Source organism: Microcoleus sp. F10-B2 (assembly GCF_036704965.1).
Taxonomy (GTDB): Bacteria; Cyanobacteriota; Cyanobacteriia; order Cyanobacteriales; family Microcoleaceae; genus Microcoleus.
Genome location: NZ_JAUBTB010000060.1, coordinates 16,815 through 34,969, shown reverse-complemented (window position 1 = coordinate 34,969; position 18,155 = coordinate 16,815). Strand labels below are relative to the sequence as shown.

Annotated in this window: 16 protein-coding genes and 1 tRNA gene; 9 read left to right on the top strand and 8 right to left on the bottom strand. The window is 45.5% G+C overall.

Annotated elements, in window-relative coordinates:
* The first annotated feature begins 111 nt into the window (after nt 1–111).
* Complete coding sequence (locus tag QUA99_RS21915; protein ID WP_333240844.1) at nt 112–903, top strand: DUF4058 family protein; 792 nt, start codon at nt 112–114, stop codon at nt 901–903.
* Nucleotides 904–1,048: 145 nt separating this feature from the next.
* Nucleotides 1,049–1,861 (top strand): DUF4058 family protein, encoded by an 813-nt coding sequence (locus tag QUA99_RS21910; RefSeq protein ID WP_333240841.1) that lies wholly within the window; start codon nt 1,049–1,051, stop codon nt 1,859–1,861.
* Here QUA99_RS21910 and QUA99_RS21905 read toward each other — a convergent pair.
* Together QUA99_RS21905 and QUA99_RS21900 are read right to left on the bottom strand one after the other, a co-directional pair.
* Nucleotides 1,858–2,793 (bottom strand): DUF1350 family protein, encoded by a 936-nt coding sequence (locus QUA99_RS21905; protein WP_333240838.1) that lies wholly within the window; start codon nt 2,791–2,793, stop codon nt 1,858–1,860. The genes QUA99_RS21910 and QUA99_RS21905 overlap by 4 nt on opposite strands.
* Nucleotides 2,794–2,892: 99 nt before the next feature.
* On the bottom strand, nt 2,893–3,723 hold the full coding sequence (locus QUA99_RS21900) for a hypothetical protein (protein WP_333240835.1): 831 nt from the start codon (nt 3,721–3,723) through the stop codon (nt 2,893–2,895).
* Nucleotides 3,724–4,156: 433 nt separating this feature from the next.
* On the opposite strand from QUA99_RS21900, the gene QUA99_RS21895 reads away from it, so the two are divergent.
* The 6 genes from QUA99_RS21895 (at nt 4,157) to QUA99_RS21870 (ending at nt 8,458) form a co-directional block, all read left to right on the top strand.
* Complete coding sequence (locus QUA99_RS21895; protein ID WP_333240833.1) at nt 4,157–4,375, top strand: DUF3285 domain-containing protein; 219 nt, start codon at nt 4,157–4,159, stop codon at nt 4,373–4,375.
* Nucleotides 4,376–4,581: 206 nt separating this feature from the next.
* A complete protein-coding gene (ybeY, locus tag QUA99_RS21890; RefSeq protein ID WP_333240830.1) occupies nt 4,582–5,118 on the top strand; it encodes an rRNA maturation RNase YbeY in 537 nt (178 codons plus the stop codon).
* Nucleotides 5,119–5,279: 161 nt separating this feature from the next.
* Nucleotides 5,280–5,792, top strand: coding sequence for a diacylglycerol kinase family protein (locus QUA99_RS21885; protein ID WP_333240829.1), 513 nt, complete (start codon nt 5,280–5,282; stop codon nt 5,790–5,792).
* A gap of 177 nt (nt 5,793–5,969) precedes the next feature.
* Nucleotides 5,970–6,557: an aminodeoxychorismate/anthranilate synthase component II gene (locus QUA99_RS21880; RefSeq protein ID WP_333240826.1), complete on the top strand. Its 588-nt coding sequence runs from the start codon at nt 5,970–5,972 to the stop codon at nt 6,555–6,557.
* 323 nt (nt 6,558–6,880) lie between these two features.
* A complete protein-coding gene (locus QUA99_RS21875; protein ID WP_333240824.1) occupies nt 6,881–7,663 on the top strand; it encodes an MBL fold metallo-hydrolase in 783 nt (260 codons plus the stop codon).
* A 165-nt stretch (nt 7,664–7,828) separates the two neighbouring features.
* Nucleotides 7,829–8,458 (top strand): fasciclin domain-containing protein, encoded by a 630-nt coding sequence (locus QUA99_RS21870; protein ID WP_333240822.1) that lies wholly within the window; start codon nt 7,829–7,831, stop codon nt 8,456–8,458.
* A gap of 138 nt (nt 8,459–8,596) precedes the next feature.
* On the opposite strand, the gene QUA99_RS21865 is transcribed toward QUA99_RS21870, so the two are convergent.
* Together QUA99_RS21865 and QUA99_RS21860 are read right to left on the bottom strand one after the other, a co-directional pair.
* Complete coding sequence (locus QUA99_RS21865; RefSeq protein ID WP_333240820.1) at nt 8,597–9,532, bottom strand: cobalamin-binding protein; 936 nt, start codon at nt 9,530–9,532, stop codon at nt 8,597–8,599.
* A gap of 112 nt (nt 9,533–9,644) precedes the next feature.
* The gene (locus QUA99_RS21860) at nt 9,645–12,356 is read right to left on the bottom strand and encodes a glycosyltransferase family 39 protein (protein WP_333240818.1); all 2,712 of its coding nucleotides are present in this window, start codon (nt 12,354–12,356) and stop codon (nt 9,645–9,647) included.
* Nucleotides 12,357–12,488: 132 nt separating this feature from the next.
* Between QUA99_RS21860 and QUA99_RS21855 the strand changes: the two genes are divergently transcribed.
* A tRNA-Phe gene (locus QUA99_RS21855) sits at nt 12,489–12,561 on the top strand.
* A 133-nt stretch (nt 12,562–12,694) separates the two neighbouring features.
* Here QUA99_RS21855 and QUA99_RS21850 read toward each other — a convergent pair.
* From QUA99_RS21850 to QUA99_RS21835, 4 genes are all read right to left on the bottom strand, one after another.
* Nucleotides 12,695–13,789 carry a tyrosine-type recombinase/integrase gene (locus QUA99_RS21850; protein ID WP_333240816.1) on the bottom strand — a complete coding sequence of 365 codons (1,095 nt, stop codon included), beginning with the start codon at nt 13,787–13,789 and terminating at the stop codon, nt 12,695–12,697.
* Nucleotides 13,790–13,822: 33 nt separating this feature from the next.
* A complete protein-coding gene (locus QUA99_RS21845) occupies nt 13,823–14,122 on the bottom strand; it encodes a hypothetical protein (RefSeq protein ID WP_333240814.1) in 300 nt (99 codons plus the stop codon).
* Nucleotides 14,123–14,560: 438 nt separating this feature from the next.
* On the bottom strand, nt 14,561–16,030 hold the full coding sequence (locus QUA99_RS21840) for a bifunctional DNA primase/polymerase (RefSeq protein ID WP_333240811.1): 1,470 nt from the start codon (nt 16,028–16,030) through the stop codon (nt 14,561–14,563).
* Between the two features lie 2 nt (nt 16,031–16,032).
* On the bottom strand, nt 16,033–18,147 hold the full coding sequence (locus QUA99_RS21835) for a hypothetical protein (RefSeq protein ID WP_333460416.1): 2,115 nt from the start codon (nt 18,145–18,147) through the stop codon (nt 16,033–16,035).
* Nucleotides 18,148–18,155 lie beyond the last annotated feature (8 nt).

Below are 18,155 nucleotides of genomic sequence, written 5' to 3'. Positions count from 1 at the left end.
TTAATCGCAGATGCACGCAGATTAACGCAGATGATATTTTGATATTGTCTGCGTTTTTCTAATCGATAGGCTAAAATCATATAATTAGGTAAATTAACAGGAGTTAAATTAATGAGTAATCCGTTTCCCGGGATGAATCCTTATTTAGAAAGTCCTGAATTGTGGCCTCAAGTACATCACTTGCTAATTAGTAGCATTTTTGAATCATTAGTGCCGCAGTTGCTGCCAAAATATATCGTCGATATTGAAAAAAGAGTTTATGAGCTTAGCGGGGACAATTCCCTATTAGTGGGGATTCCTGATGTCACTGTGCAGCGTTCTCCTAGTCCAACCAACCCTACTTCTTCTAATGTTGCAGTTGCCGCACCGCCTGTGACAGCTTTGAAAGTAAGACTGCCAGTACCTGTGGAATTTAAAGAAGCATATTTAGAGGTACGAGATACAGCAACTAGGGAAGTTGTGACAGTGATTGAATTGCTGTCACCAGCCAATAAGCGCCCTGGAAAAGGGCGAGAAATGTATGAAGCAAAGCGAGAAAAGGTGTTTTGTAGTCGCACTCATCTGGTTGAAATTGACTTACTGCGAAGTTACCAACCCATGTTAGTTTTTGGTAATGATATTGAGGCAAGTTATCGGATTTTAGTGAGTCGGAGAAATCAAAGGCCTTTGGCAGATTTGTACCTTTTCAATTTACCCGATATGATTCCTCAGTTTCCCTTGCCTTTGCGCGCGGGTGATGCGGAACCAATTGTAGATTTACAAGGGTTATTAAATGGGGTTTACGATCGCGCCGCCTATGACTTTAGAATAGATTACACCGCCGCACCCGTACCTGCACTGTCCGAAACTGATGTTGCTTGGGCTGATTCTCTTCTGCGGGAAAAAGAGTTAAGGGGATGGTAACAGTGGTAGTCCTGGACGCATTAAACTCGAAGAAACCGGGTTTTTTGCGGTTTTTGCGGGCTGTAACGCATCTTCTCAGCAAAAACCCGGTTTCTGGCCACCCGTGCATAAGTCGTAAGTAGATAAATCAACAGGAGTTAAATCAATGACTAATCCGTTTCCGGGAATGAATCCTTATTTAGAAAGTCCTGATTTTTGGCCAGAAGTTCATCACTTGCTGATTGGTATGATTCAGGAGTCATTGGTTCCCCAACTGGTGCCAAAATATCGAGTGGCGATTGAAAAGCGAATTTATGAAATCAAGGGGGAACAATCTCTGTTAGTCGGGATTCCTGATGTTTCTATCCAGCGCAATCCGATTCCCAGCAATTCAAGTACATCTAATGTGGCTGTCGCTACACGAACTACCGCGCCTTTGAAAATCAGATTAGCGATGTCTGAGGAGGTGAGAGAAGGATATTTGGAGGTAATAGATATGGCCACTAAGGAAGTTGTGACGGTGATTGAGGTGCTTTCACCTGCAAATAAACGTCCGGGAAAAGGGCGCGAAATGTATGAGGAAAAGCGGGATAAGATATTCGGAAGTCGCACTAATTTCGTGGAGATTGATTTGTTGCGGGGTTGGGAACCTCTCCCGGTTTTGGACAATGATATTGCAGCCGATTATCGGATTTTGGTGAGTCGGGGCAATCAAAGACCTTTTGCAGATTTATACTTATTTAATATACCAGATGCGATTCCCTGTTTTCCTTTGCCTTTGGGTGCAGGCGATGTGGAACCAATTGTGGATTTACAGGCTTTGTTGAATACAGTGTACGATCGCGCCGCCTATGACTTTACCCTCGATTATACGGCTGAGCTAGTACCTGCGCTGTCCGAAACTGATGCTGTTTGGGCGGATGTTTTGTTGGAGGAGAGAGGGTTGAAAGGGCGATCGCAAATAACAACTGATAGTTAAGCGTCTAACCGCTTTTTCAAAGCATCCAAAAAATGAACAGACCAATATTCAAGAAATCGGCTTTTCAGGGGTTTGATGAATTTATCCCAAGGATTGATGTCAACAATATAAATACCGATTTTGATGCCAACAGGCTCTAAATGTTTGCCTTCTATTTCCTGGACTAATAAGGGCAATTTTCTATTACTTAGCTCTTCTATTAGCCAAAGTATATCGCTGTTTTTTTGTTGTTCTAAACTTTTGTTGATATCATTAGTAGAACCAGCAATATCATCTTGCTGGAACGAAATTATTGCTGTTAAATTAAACAGAGAGCTGCTAGCAATAAAGCATTGAGTTTGTTCTCTGGTTGGCAGCACTCCTAAACCGAATTGGTCTAAGAATTGTGCTAGCGATCGCACTGGAATAGCGCTCTCTGTATTGCTGATATCAGGAGCAATTAATAAGGAGGGCTGGTCTTTAATGGAAGGTCGGTCGATGCCCAGATTTTCGATTAAGCTGTGAATCTGTTCGCAGTCAGGGCGAGCGCAGAATTTATTCACAATATTTGGATACCGATCGTCGCTTAAAAATTCTAAAAGAGCAATATACTTGCATCCCAGACTGTGACCAACCCAAAAATAACTCGATAAATCCTGATAAATTTCGCTTTCATAGCCTAATCTTTGAGCAATTTTTGTCAGTTCTTTTCTCAGTATCTCCTGCTCTTTTAATAACCCAATAGCGATCGGCCAGTGACGAAAAGTAAATCTAAATGGCAAAGCAACTACGGTATAACCTTCTTCAAACAACTGCTGTAAAAAATATCGATAAAACAAAGTTGGCAAACTACCAAAAAAAGTTCCACCAATAAATTGTACAATACCTTTTGGCTGCGGGTGAACAGCTACCCAACTAAAAGAAACAGGCTGAAATCTAAATGAGTTCGACATTTTAATAAAGCTCACTGAGTGTATAAGTGGGTGTAATTAAACGTAATTAAACGTAAGGTGGGCATTGCCCACCCTACAGTTACTTACCCTTTAACAGTTCTAGATGCTAGACATTCTGACAGGAATCTCTAATCTTTCCATCAGTGTATTTATCTCGTTCAAATTGACCTCACTGGCATCGAGTTCGGCTAGCAGTTGCACTAGCATTCTAGCTTTTTCTGGATTGTCTGCTTCCAAACTAGCCAGGTCCAAAGTACCGTTGCTTAACTCTTCCAAAAGTGGCTGAAAGATTGGCGAGACGAGATTTGGTGCTGTGAGAAATGGTTCGAGTGGTCCAGGAGGAATTTCGTTCAAGCCTTTTCCACTGGCGATCGCTAAAGTGTAATTGATTTGATCGAAGTCTAGTGGAGTAGTAGGTGCTGGGAAAGGTGGTGTTGGGAAATTATTCGGCAAGAAAGTACCGCGAATTTCAGGATTCAATAATACCTTGACTGGTGAGAGGGGTCCCGCAAATCTTCTGCGCCGAAATAGTGAGACAAATCCGCGCACTTCCAACAAATTTGCAGTCAGAACGCCTGGCAGGCTAGGCAATAATTGAAAAGATGCTGTGCTGCGAGCGCGTATTCTGAAAGATGCGCGATAGTTCTCAGTTAGCCCCACGTCCGGGTCCTGAATCAGAGCTATAGGGCTGTTATTGAATGCACTATCCAAAAATATGACAGCGTTGCCGAGCAAGATTCTATTCGGGTTTGCCGGCTGGGGTTTGGGGATGGTAAACTGAATCCGATATTCCACGTCGAACGATTCGAGATTGGTGATGGTGAGAAAGTATCCCTGAACGATTCGGCGAGCAACTGAGGCGAGTTCGGGAGCACTGGGAATCGGAGGTGCGATCGGTTTTGTGAGGATTTCAAAGGTGGAAACTTCCATGTTTTTGTCAGAGCAATTTAAGTTTGTGGTTTGGTCTTTAGCCGGAAAAATTTGTTTCTGTTTTTCCGTGGCTATATCTATGAATAACTGCCGGTCGCGGTTGCTTAACAGTCGCTTTTTCTGGTGACACTCGTTTGAGTTAACTCAAGTGAGTGTCGCTTGAAAAAGCGACTTGACAATTTAAAAATTTTTGTTAAACCGCTGAGGAACGCGGATCGGGAATTTAATTTATCCTTGTGTATCTGGGGATGAAGATAAAATATCGAATCGATCGTCAGTCCGATCGCACATTAATCTCTTGGTATAATCCCCTTTTAATGGGTCCGCGACCCTCTGAAACCTAAAAAATCCTACACAAAACGTTACATATTTGTTACCATCGGGGCGAGCCTGTCTTCAGCAGCGCCTCTGTTAACCTTCTAAACTAACCGTTATGAGTCAACCTCCCTCAGCAATTCCCGCCTCGGAAGAGTCCGCCGAAACCCCGACAGCGCCGACAAATAATGCACCTCCACCGAGTTATGTCAAGCTGGCGATGCGGAACATGGTTCGCAAGCGGGCGACTTCTTTGTTTCATTTTGCCTTGACAGCGATCGGACTTTTAGGCGTACTCGTCGGTTTGGCTTTTCTCGATCGCTATTTCAATTCTTAATCGGGGATTCCAACAATCAGCCTCTCATTTCGATCTCTATTTTCATTTTTCACAAATAGGGAGTTAAGCTGATTGTTTTGCCTGCCTGTTGCAATCTCTAACAGATTACTGTATCTTTCCAGCAACAGCAAAATCCCCTGCCGCTCGATCGCGCAATTGGAATTTGTAAAAAAATTGAATATATCCCTTGACAGGAGAGCAAAAAAATGTTAATTGAGGTGAACGTCGAAGACTGTTACGGGCTCGCCCAGCAGTCAGCCGACGCTTCCAACCTCCCTGAGAGTGAAGCCAGCGGGGAGATTTGGGCCGAAACCTGGGAAAATTGGTTTAGCGTTTGGCTAGAAAACCAGGCGGCGGATGTGCCAGTGGCCCCGGGCTACGAAGTCAGTCTGCGTTTAACCGCCGATACGGAGATGCAAGCCCTCAACCTCCAGTACCGCCAGCTCGATCGATCAACCGATGTACTAGCTTTCGCAGCTTTAGAGGTAGACTGTCCTCAGCTAGAGGAAATGCAGTCATCTGAACCCCTATACTTGGGTGATATCGTCATCTCGATCGATACAGCTAACCGACAAGCTCAGCAGCAAGGACATCCCCTGAAGACCGAACTAGCTTGGCTGGCAGCCCACGGTTTTTTGCATCTTTTGGGCTGGGATCACCCGGATGAAGAAAGTCTGACTCAAATGCTCGATCGACAAGAAACATTGCTGCAGGCGATCGGTCTTGCGATCCAAACAGCATAACTGAAGTTGATGGTTATTTAACAAATCATGTCAAGCCCAACATAACTTTCTGAAATTAAACCAAAACTTTAGTAAAAACTTAGGAAAGTTACCTAGACTTGATCAAGTTAATTTGAAAAGTTTAGCTTTCATTCATCTCTGTAAATTAAAGTTGGTTGTTTATGACACTAGATAGACCCTCAATTTCATCACAAATCGCACAGTTTCTGCCCATGCCTCCCGACTCTTCTAGCCAGACAGTCCACGAGTCTAAAAAAGCCTTGAAATACAACCGAGAGCTGTCGTGGAAAATCGCATCTAGCTTAGCTACGAGTTTTAGATACGCTTGGGGGGGTCTGACTTATGCTTTTGAAACTCAGCGAAATTTTCGGATTCACACTGTTATAGGAACATTGGCGATCGGACTCGGGCTATTTTTGCAACTCAAACCTGTAGAAATATCTGTGATCGGCGTCACCATTGGCATAGTTTTAGCAATGGAACTGTTGAATACGGCGATCGAATCGGTGGTAGACTTGACAGTCGGGCAATCTTACCACGAACTAGCCAAAATTGCCAAAGACTGCGGTGCCGGAGCAGTTCTGGTATCGGCAATGGCTGCGATCATCGTCGGTACAGCACTTCTGCTTCCTCCTTTGTGGGCAGTCGTTCAAATTGCGATCGCCCGTCAGTAACTTATTGGATCGGGCAAATTTTAGGTTTTAGATGACCAATTTGAGATTTTTAGTTTTATTCGTCTATATTGCAGCTATTTTTATCTTCGACATCTATCTAAAATCTTGAAACCCTTGCTTTCAGGCAGCGAGTTAACCTAAAATCTAAAATCTAAAACCTAAAATCTAACTTAACCCGTGATTATAGTCATCGATAACTACGACAGTTTTACATACAATTTGGTACAGTATCTAGGAGAACTCGGTGCTGAGTTGCCCGTAGCAAGCGAAGTGCAAGTCTACCGGAACGACCAAATTTCCTTAGCAGAAATTCGCCAATTACAGCCTGCCGCCGTGGTGATTTCTCCAGGCCCGGGGCGGCCGGAAGATGCGGGAATTTCTCTGGAATTAATCAAAGAATTGGGCCCGACTTTACCAATTTTAGGCGTGTGCCTGGGACATCAAAGTATCGGTCAAGTATTTGGCGGGAAAATTGTTTCTGCACCCGTGTTGATGCACGGCAAAACTTCTCAGGTAGAACACGCAGGAGTCGGAGTTTTTCAGGGCGTGGAATCGCCGATGATTGCAACTCGCTATCACAGTTTGGTAATTGAAAAGCAGAGTTGTCCAGAAGTTTTGGAAATTACCGCTTGGGTTGAAGACGGAACTATTATGGGTGTGCGGCATCGGGAATATCCGCACATTGAAGGTGTACAGTTTCACCCGGAAAGTATTTTGACGACTTCGGGAAAGCAATTATTACGAAATTTCTTGGAACGGCTTTAGTTGGGTTTTGAATTTTGAGTTTTTGTCTGAATCTTTCGGGTGCGTAATGCGAGCCTGACGGTTGAAATTATCTAACTTTGTAGGGCGCGCAATGCAAACTTTACGGTAAAACTATGGTGCACATTTTCGCATCTCAGGCGTCCACAAAAGGATACAATCCCCCGAAAATCGTTGTGGTGATCCCCAAATTTTAGACGAAAGTTCCATATCCCAGATTCATCTGTGGAGTAAATCTAAAATCTAAAATCTAAAATCTAAAATCGACTGGCGGTGTTTTGTGGTATAACAACAGACGACCAACACCCGACAACCCCAACCACAAGATGAAACGGCGACAATTAATACGTTACGCACAGACGGGTTTGCTAGCAGCTTTCTTCACTGGTTTGCCATCTGGATGGGAAAGCTATCAAGCTCAAACTGCTGATTCTTTGTCGATTCAGTGGTTGGGCCACACTTGCTTCTTGTTCTCCGGAGGCGGTGCGAGGGTGCTGGTGAATCCTTTTCGCCCCCTGGGCTGTACGGCAGGCTATCGTTCTCCTAAAGTGCCAACAGATTTGATTCTGATTAGCAGCCGATTGCTCGATGAAGGGGCGATCGACGGATTTGCGGGCAATCCCGGCCTTTTGTACGAGCCTGGGTCTTACAGGTCTAACGGGCTGCGGATTCAAGGGATTCGGACGCAAAAAGACCGTGAGGGAGGAAGGCGATTTGGGGTCAATGTGGCTTGGCTGTGGCAGCAAGCGGGCGTTAAGATTTTACACTTGGGCGGAGTTGCTGGCCCGATCGGCATTGAAGAACAAATCTTGATCGGGCGGCCCGATGTAGTGCTGATTCCCGTGGGCGGCGGGCCCAAAGCTTACACTCCGGCGGAAGCGAAGCAAACTTTGCAACTTCTCAAACCGAAGATGGTGATTCCGACACATTTCAAAACCCAAGCCGCCGATGCTGCTGCGTGCGATTTAGTGCCGCTGGATGAATTCTTGGCGCTGATGGACGGTACGCCGGTGCGCCGATTGAATAATGACACGATTTCGATCAAATCTGCTGAGTTACCCCAAACTGGTTCGGTGATTGAGGTTTTGAGTTATAGATTTAGCGGTTGATGCCCGATTTCTCAGCTTGCGTTATAGTAAGGAAGTTTTGGTCGATCGGGGATGCAAGAGAATTTTCTTGCTATCTTAGCCTCTGGCAACCTTGCCTTTTGTCGAGATTTGGCTAACATAACAATTCATGTTCACTGTTTTATCTCATAAGGAAATGCAAGCAAAATGAAAAATCAAAATTTACCTAGCTGGATGAAACAACTGACAGGTTTCGCAGGAATAATCGGCGCTAGCGCCTTGATTGGTTTCCCGGCTTTGGCTCACATCACCTCCAACACCAATGTTGCTAATGCAACTCAAACTCAACAAGTTCCAGGAAAGGTGAAAACCGCTGCTTCACCGGCATCAACTACCGCTTCACCAGCACCAACTGCCGCGGCTAAGGATATTGTTGCTATTGCATCTGGCGACGCTCAATTCAAAACGTTGACAAAGGCTTTGGGATCTGCTGGTTTGGTTACAACTTTACAAGGCAAAGGCCCTTTCACTGTTTTTGCTCCGACTGACGCGGCATTTGCTGCTTTGCCAAAAGGAACTGTGGAGAATTTGCTCAAACCGGAAAACAAAGCCCAACTTACTAAGATTTTAACTTACCACGTTGTTCCTGGTTCGGTTGTATCTACTAGCCTGAAATCCGGCGATGTTAAAAGTGTTGAAGGCAGTTCGCTGAAGGTGGCAGTTAGCACAGGCAAAGTTACTGTCGGCGGCGCTAATGTTGTGAAAGCTGATATCAAAGCTAGCAACGGGGTTATTCACGTAATTGACAAGGTGCTGATGCCCCCTGATGTGAAGTAAGACTAGCGGTTTTTGCATCAATTGATGTCAGATTCGGTTAAATGAAGGCGAAGTAAGGACACAACAATGTTGTGTCCTTATTTTCATGGCAGGTAATTCTGAATTAATATAGATAAAGCTTTAGCTAGCTGCGGGTACTTACAAAAATGGCTGCCAACCCTTACCCCGATAGCCAAAATCGAAGATTTCGGGATGGAGAATTTCTGCTAAAATTTCTAACGAATCAACCAATCTCGGCCCCGGCCGATTAAAGTAAGAATTGCCGTCAGTTATGTAAACTTTCCCCGTTTTTACTGCTTGCAAATTAGCCCATTCTGCGTATTTAGTTATCTGCATTGCTTCGCTGCGAGTGCGGTTTAAATCAAAGCCGCAAGGCATGAAAATAATTACATCGGGGTTAGCTTCTACTAAAGATTCCCATTTTAACCAAGGGGAATGTTCCCCGACAATTCCAAACAGCGAATTGCCTCCCGCCATTGCCACTAATTCGGGAATCCAGTTACCCGCAGCCATCAAAGGTTCAATCCACTCGATGCAGGCTACTTTGGGAAGTCTCTCTTTTGTGGTAAAAATAGATGATGCTTGTGTTTTCGAGGTAATAGCATCGATGCGGGATTGCAAAAGGTCGATCGCACTTTTTCCATCTACGCCCAAAACATCAGCAACTCGCTGAATATCCGTCCAGATTTCTGCTAGCAGATTCGGCTGCAAAGAAATAATTTCCGGCTTGCTATTTACCAGCGTGCTTACTGCTTGTTCAACCTCTGTTAGAGAACAAGCGCAGACTTCACATTGAGCTTGAGTAATAATGTGAGTCGGCTGCAATTTTTCCAAAGTATCTATTTCTACTTTATACACGCTGAGCGCATTTTGCAACAATTCTGTCACGCGGTTGTGAATTTCGCTGCTAGTTCCTTCGGGATTGAATTTAGGCTGAGTGCAAACAGGTAAATTTTGGATTTCTGGGGGATAATCGCATTCGTGGGAACGGCCCACAATTGCATCGGTTAATCCTAAAACTGCTACAATTTCGGTGGCACTGGGAATTAGAGAGACAATTCTTCGTTGGTTCATTGGTTTTCTGTTTTTTACCGATTTAGAAGCACAGGCGTTACCGATTTAGAAGCATAGGCGTTACCGATTTAGAAGCACAGGCGGGACGCCCGTGCCACAATAAAAGAGATTGTTAAACTTTCAACTTTTTTAAGAATTGCAAATCTTGCCATGCTTGAATGAGATTACCTTGCATCAGTTCCGCTACACCGTTTAAAACTCTAATTTCCGGTAGATTGGAGTTGAGAGCAAGAGCAGGTTTTAAGGCTGTTTGAGCGGCTTTGGGATGCCAGCCGTACAGGTGTACGAAAGCGAGATAGGCGTAAGCGTAAGGGTTTTTTGAGTCGAGTTGAGTGACTTTTTCTAAGGCGGCGATCGCACTTTTGACATTCTGCTGCAATACTCTAGAAAATGCCAAAGCATAAGCCAATTCTAGATTATTTGGTTCCTGCTGCAACCGATATTCTAAGGTTTGTTCTGCTTGCACGGTATAATCTTGAATTGGATCGTACTGATTGATGCGCCCAATCTGCTCGAACACGGGTTCTAAACCGGGCAATCCTTTGGGTAAATTAACCGCCATCGCCCGCAATTGAGTCACCAAATCTAACTCAGGCTTATCTGTATTATCCTCGTTTCCCGGCTCTGTCTGAGAACGCATATCCAGAGGCTCTGCCTCGATTTTAACACTCACTGCCGGCACATTAATCGGATAAGTTTCCCCGGTTTTCCGATTTAGATAAGTAGCTTGCAGATTGTAAGTTCCCGGTGCAATATTAGCAGGAGGAAGCATCGCCGTGCGATCGACAACTCGAAACCCCACAGCAAATTTATCCGCTTGCAGCATCCCCGGATGCAAAGTCGCCTGGGCGATCGCGCGATCGTGTAAAATCCTGAAAGTCTTTCCCTGTGGAATATCGCCAGACTGCTGATTTTGCCACGTTACCAACACTAAACCCGACTGCAACTGCTGCCAAGGCCCAGACCAAGTATAAGTAACCGGCAGCGCGACTCCGGGAACTGCTTTTGCAGCGACAGTAACTTGCTCTAATTGTACTTGCGATCGCGCTTCATTCAACGGCTGTATTTCGACAGGCTGCACTCGCTTCCGATAAAGATTTAAATTAGTATAATCTGGCAAAACCCAAGTTTTTTCTAACTGAAATTTATCGCCTTTTTCAATCGCGGTTACGGCTGCATTTTGAGCTTTTTTAATCCCTTCGCGAATCGAACCTTGCGGGCCACTTTTTGTTACGAACCAAGAGAGCGATCGCACATCTTGCGGCACTTCTTTTAAATTCGTTCCTACCTGTCGCCCGTAAACCTGAAAATGAGCCAAAGCACCGTAAAAATTCAAATTGTGCTGGTTAATTTCCGGCGTCGAAGGTAACACGCCTAAAGTAGATTGCAAATAAGGTTCCCTATCAATAATTTCTGCAATTACCTCACGGTGCGGCCACTCTTTCCCCAAGTAAGGATAGTTAGAATTGCCGGGACTGATAATTTGGACTAAGCTATGTCCAAAAGCACCTCCCAGCGGCAAGATATGGAACAGCATCGCCAGAATTGCCAAGCCAATTGTACCCCAGCGAATTTGTCGTCCCCACCGAGAAGGCCACAGGGTTAAACAGTAGGCTAAGAAAATAGATAAAACTGGTAAATAAGGTATCACATATCGGTCATCTTTGTTGATATTTAGAGAATTAATTAAATAAGCTCCTACCCAGAAAACTGCCAGCCAGCGACAGGAGTTGAAATGCAAGATTGACGAACTATTTTGCCGACGATGCCAATAAAGTATCAATCCTACTAAGGGAACAAGTAACAGAGGCCAAGAAATGTGTTCCGGTAAGTGTTGACCGTAGTAAATCCAAGCGTCGATCGTATTGAGGCCCGGATCTCCTTCGGCGATCGCAGAATCCAGCGTCGCCCGTTTTCCCCCGGTCAAAATTAACAGCCAATTGGTTTTTGCCCACGGCCCAAACACCGCCGCCGACAGCAACAGAGCACCAGTTAATTGACCTAATCTCCCCCAAGCTTTTTGCCGCACAGCACCAACAGCCAACCACACAATTGGGGTAAATAGAAATAAGACGGTAGTGTGTTTAACTAATATTGATAAGCCGAGAGAAATTCCAAAGGCGATCGCCCAAAAGAAAGACGACGGGGAGAGGGGGAGAGTGGGGGAGGGGGAGAATTTATACTTTTTCTTTGTTCCTTCTTCCCACTGAGTTCTATCGGTTACATCCGTTACATCCGTTACATCCGTTACATCCGTTACATCCGTTATAAAATCCGTTGCCGAACTTCCTTCTTCCTTCTTCCTTCTTCCTTCAGAAGCCTTCCACATTGTCAGACAATAGAAAGCAAAAGTAATCGCAGCAGTGAGGGGATAGTCGAGCAAAAATTGCAAGCGGAACCGATAAAGTCCGGGTAACAAAACGCCAATAGCAGCGGCCCACAAACCGACTTGCCGGTTAAATAGTTGGACGCCCAGACTGTAGACTGAGGCGAGAAGAATTGCACTAAATAATAGATGAACGAGGGTTGCCCGATCGCCCCCAGTACCGAAAACCTGAAGAAACGGAACCGTTAAGATGTATGCCAAGGGCGGAATTTTCGTCGAAAGCAGCCAGAAGTTTGTCCACCACTCCCCGGAAAACCACTGAGGATGCTGCAACGCCTGCAAGTATTTCAGGGTGCTAGTCAGGTAATCTGCTTGATCCCACGCCGGGACAGATCGATCGAGGGCAAACCAGAGGCGATCGCTAATTGCCCCCAGCAGCCAAATTATGCCCAAGACAAGCAGACTCTTACTTCCACTGTCCCGATGTTGCTGTGCCATTGCGATTCTTGGATTTTAGGTTGCAGCTTTTAGCTTACAGGCGGGCGGTTCCGGGCGATCGAAAATTAATTGAGAAAAGTGCTTGCTAAATTCTGTATGTGTCTGCTAAGATAGTAAAGCGCGAAAAAACAAGCCGGGATAGCTCAGTTGGTAGAGCAGTGGACTGAAAATCCACGTGTCACGAGTTCAAGTCTCGTTCCTGGCACTTGAACCCCTTACAAAATAAGGGGTTTTCTTTTTGGGACAACTTTGCCGAGGGCGGCCTTTGATGTGCAGTGATGTGCAATTGATGTGCAATTGATGTGCAGATTTTGAGGCTGTCTAATTGGCTCATAGAATTACTCAGGTACATCTTCGGTAGCAATGAGGCCGGCGTAGTGTTCCCAGATGGTACGAGGGCTGTTGCCGCACCATAGGGCGACCTGTCGCACCTGGACGCCCTTGGCAAGACAGTTCGATATGAATGTGTGGCGACAGTTGTAAAGAGGCCTTGCTCTGATGCCGAGGTTCTCGATAATTGATTTCCATTGACGAGTGCCTAGGTTGTGTTCGTCCGTGATCAGTCCAGTTTTACTGGGAAATACTAAAGCCTCGCCGTCTACGGCAGCAGGTCTGATTGTCTCTAGGAGTGATCGCAATTTTGGGTTAACTGGGAAAGTACGCGATTTGCGAGTTTTGGTGCATTTAGCAATTCCGTAAACAAAGGCTTCGCAAAAAGTTATCTGAGACAGATCGGCGTCAATATGTCGCCACCGAAGCGCGATTGCTTCGCTCGGCCTGCATCCGGTGAGAAACAAAAATTCAATTAGTGGGGCATGAAACTCCTCTGTTTTCCTAAATGCGTCGATTATGCGATCTCGCTCTTGTTCTGTGAAGGGTTGGATGTCGGCGGGCGGTTTCCTGGCCTTGATTTTGATTTTCTCGAAGGGGTTGGCCTCAATCAGTCCAAATTCTGTTGCCCAAGCGCAACAGGCGTTGATTTGCATTAATGACCTCTTTGCCGATCGGATGGTTGTCTGTTCAATCAATTGCAGCCTGATTTTTTGAGCTTGGCTCAGGTCGCCGCAAGTTTTACCTATGTGCCTTGCCACTACCCTAAAATCTTTCTTGATGGTGGTTTGAGCCAAATGCTGGGATTTATACATAGTGTATTTTTCCCAGAGCTCGGCCAGAGTGAGTACATACTCTGTTTTCGGTTTTGGTGGCGACGCAGTTACCTGGTACTTTTGCAGCGAACTGTCAAATTTATCAAAGGCTATGTCGGCGGCGATGGCCCGCGCTTTTTCCTCTGCTGCCGATCGGTTGATCGGAGTGTCGGGCAATCCCAAATACAAATACTTTTGCTGTCCTCCGAACAGGTGGCGGGGTAGCCGTAGCCGAAGCATTCCTCTGAGTTCGCAAACAACTACGGAGCCTTTTTGGTTTTTGGTCATAATTGAATTCCTAAGACTGTTTAACAACCTCCGTCAATCCATTGCATCTGCCCTATCTTGCGCCCTCTTTCTCTGTATCCACTCCGCCGAAACTTCATCTGCAAAAGCCTTTAGCTCTTTCTCTACTGCTTCCCAATCAATACCGTCTTTGGGGAAGCCAGTAACCCACACATTTATAGGCTGTCCGAACGAGTTGTAAAACTGCTCGCACAAGCTCTCTGGGTCACTTATCCCGGGCATATCGGGTATTTCTTCATTCAGCCTCCCGCACCTTCGCAGGCACTCAGCAATTTTTGCTTTCTCTTTGTTCATCCATTTCTCAAATTCAATCACAGATCCCTCCTATTACTATCGACTAATGACCTAATTTCTATTCATTCTTTGGGAAACCAATAATTTTTTCTTTTGCAGTGTGGACATATCCAAGATTGGCCATCGAAAAGGATTTCAGCTTTGAAATACTGGCAGCACGTCAAACAGTTAACTGGTACAGCGCGTGGATTTGGCACGCCGTCAGGAGTCACCTTTGCATAAGTCTCTGTATTTTTCATTGGAACAAAGGTCCGAAATTTCGGACGTTTTTTGGTTTATTGAGTCGTGATCGTTTTTGCGTTTCCTCTTCCCGGTGGTTTTTTAGAAATTTTTTGGAGCGTTGGCATTTAGCTGTGGGTTTTAACTCTTCTACAACTCTTGAAATCAAGAACTTAATTAAGTAAAACTTATTGTTTAAAGTTTTGGCCTCGGCTGTTTTCAACCATAAATTTCTCTTATCTATTTTTGCGCCTGGATTCGGCTCCTTCGGCGACGGGCTGAAACTAGCCTGTGTTCCAGTAAATAGATGTTGGGATGAGGTTTCCACCAGTTATCGTGTAAGAATAGCAAGCCGTCCTCGGCGCACAAAGTGGCGGGCATTCCTGTCAATTGAGGTAGTTTTTCTAGCAACTGCTTTTTGATAATTGGGGGAATTCCCGATCGCTTTTGTCGAATCGGTGTCGGCTCCATGCGGTAATTGTTGGATAAGTGGCGGCTTACTGTCGCGGTTGAGATTCCCCGCGACAGAGCGATCGCCTTCTGGCTGCCACCGTAGAATTCAAATCCCGACTCGCAGTAGATAAACCGCGAACCCCGTGCCAGTACCCGCGCCGGTATTTCGCAGGTGTGAAGGGTTCCCGGCTGCACGATGCGGCTCAGAATTTTTTCAGGGTCTTTGCCCTGAGCTTTTATCTGTTCGATTTCCTCCTGTCGTTTGCAGTAGAGTGAAAACTTTTGTTGGTTCTGGGCTTCTATTTCTGTGGCGAGTATGTGGATCGAGCTCAGATCGTCTACGTCAATGGCTGCGATGGGGCCGATTTTTTCCAAGCCGGCGATCGCTATAACTTTCTCGAAACTTGTGTAATAGACCGTTATCCAGTCGCCTTTTTGGTGGAATTGGCGGATAAGGCCCGATTCTTTTGCTTCGCAGAGTAGGCGGCGCACCCGATGTTTGGAGCGATCTAGTATGCGGCTTGCACCTAGTAGCGAAAAGGTTCCTTGGCCGCTGCCTTTATTTTTGCCGCCGTGCTGCTGGCGCGATTTGTCGTAGCGGCGAGCTAGCAACCAGATGCTCATTTGGCGGCCAAAATAGGCGTACAATCTGGCGGGGAAGCGTACCAAATCTGGCACATCCTCACTGACATACTCGCTATGCCAGTTTTCACAGAGGTTGATGAGCCATTCCGGGGCTTGAACAGGGGGGCATTCTAGCGGGTTGTTGATCCAGGTGTAAGGTTTTCCCGTGGTGGGATGGATGCTTGGCGGCAAAACGCTCTGGTGTCCTATCCAGCGAAATTCTAAACACTCTTCCTTGCCGTCATCACCAGAAATTCCGGTTAATATTTTTTGATATTTGATGCGTTCCCAGGCTGACTCTGGGACTGAGAAAAGGCATTGTCTTCTACCAGGGCGGCCGCTAGTCCATGCGGTTGTTTTTGTGAATTCTGAAAGGTCATTTTCTCCGGCAAGTTTTTCTAGTAATTTGGCGGCCGAGTCGCCATCGATATCAACTGCCAGCAGTCCATTACCCAATTTCATTCCCACGCCAGTAGCTTTGCCGCGTTCCAATTCTTGCAGGCAGTGCAGGCGATCGACGTGGCTTTTAGTCCATCCCTTGCGATAAGGTCGTTTGCCAATCAGTGGCTCTATGATCCATGTTTCAGGTAGCTCCAAGAGGGCGGAAATATTGGTTATAGCAGTTGATTTCATCGCTACCGCTGCTCTACTTCTTGGCTAAGGTTTGTTAAAACTCTTAAAGGATGCTGATCTGTATAGGCTTCCCCGTGTTCGTTAAGCCATTCCACCCACGCGAAAGGCATTCCCGATTCTGTAAGCTCCAATCGGAGAAGGTTTCCTTTTTTTTGGGGGGCTGTGGTTTTTATTACGGTATCGCCACTTTTGAATTGCTCAAATTTGTCTATGTCTAGTAGTTGGGCTGTAAGATTTTTTAAATTACTTTTTAACTTTTGTAATTTTTTCCGGTTGTTCGTCAAAAGTATTTCGTCTTGCTCTTTTTCAATTGCTTCGGCAATTTTTTTTCTTCTCGCCGAAAGAACTTCCTTGTCTGCTGCTGATATTTCAATTGTCTTTAGTTCTGATTGAAAGTCAATTGACAATTGACCGGGACAGAAATCTTCAATTTGATTTACTATCTCCTTTGTCCACTTGATGATTTCATCTTCGTCATCTAACTCAACACTTAAAAAATGGATATCGCAACAGTAATTACCTTTCTCAGGGTGATTCAAATCAATATAGCTATAGCCCCCGTTTGGATCGATATAGATTGTCCATCCCCGATACTCTTCTGTACAATCGTCTGTATAGTGATAGTTTGACGTGAAATTGTTTGATACGAGTATTGAACGCCAGTCGGTTTGTGTACCCTCTAAAGTTGGATTTTGAGCGGTATTTTCTAGTAAGAAGTCGGAGGGCGGTGCATCTTCCCCTGGGGCTGTGTTGTCGGAGGTATTTTCTAGTAAGAAGTCGGAGGGCGGTGCATCTTCCCCTGGGGCTGTGTTGTCGGAGGTATTTTTTAGTAAGAAGTCGGAGGGCGGTGCAGACGCCAAGGCTGAGGGTGCTAAATCTGCAATCATTGACTGAATGGCGTTTTCAGATTCAGCTAACTGTGTCCGCAATTCGTCGTTTTCTATGCGTAGTTGCACTGTCTCAGAGTGCGATTTGCTGACGTTTACCTTTGCCCAGAAAGTCTCTTTCTCTTCTGGACTCATTGTGCTAGTGGCGGCTAATACCAGTGTGGCTAAATCGTCTGTAGTGAAAAGTGCGTCTGCAATTGCAACGATATTTTTTTGCCGCCATTTTTCTAGCCAATCGGAGGGACTGGATTTGGCGGGTGGTTGAAACGTTAAGTCAGGCAGGAGGAAGGAATGGATTTCCTGTCTCTTGACGTTGTAATACCAGCTTGATAGTGGGTTCCAGCTTCCAGCCCAAATTAAATCTGTGGTTTGCTCTTGAGTCTCTTCCGCTATTTCAACTTTTTCTAGCTCGGCGTAAGGTATCTCAGAATTGCCTGTTTCGACTCTAACTACTGCTATTTTGTCGTTAATTCTTGCTGCTATTTCTCCGGTTTTGCCTTTGTTCTTGTTAGAAGAAAATATGCGAACTGTATCCCCGATGTTGATGGTGTCCATCGTTGCGGGATGTTTGGGTCTGTCAGTTTCTGGGACGATTCGCAGTTCGCTAATATCCCAAGCGATAGGCATTGAGTTACCGCTGTAAAGCTCTACGTGCGCTCCTTTTTTGTCTACTTTTCGGATGATGCCGCGTTCGCCTTTGGCGCGGCCTTCGAGCACTTCGACTTCGGCTCCTTTGTCGAATCCTATTGTTTTGAAGATTTCCCTTGTCTGCTCGGTTTTTTTGGGGTTGAGTTTGTTGACAGCCGCTTGTAAGTGAGTTTTTGTGGCTTTGGTTTTGCCTTCGTTCTGGGCGAGTTTGTTGGCGTAGGCGATCGCTTCAATTTGTTGACGCGGCGTTTCTAAAACTTTTAACTCCCGGAGGTATGTTCCGGGCATTTTTAAAGATTTTATGGGCGAATCTGAAGCGGCCAGTTCGGCTGTGATGCCTTCCTCTATCTTGGCTTCTTCGATCAGTTGATACACTCTGGCTTTGCCTTTGCCAAACTCGGTGAGACAATAGCTTTCGAGCGATTGATATCCAAGGGCTAAAAAACCTTTCCGCTCTCGTACTTCGAGCAGCATTTTGCCCAAGCTGTCGAAGTTAGCGCGAATGTCGTTTGTAATTTGTTCCGCCTCTTTGCGACCCATTTGGGCCGTAAGTTTTGGTCTATCGGTTGTTGCGATTGTCATGGTTGTCC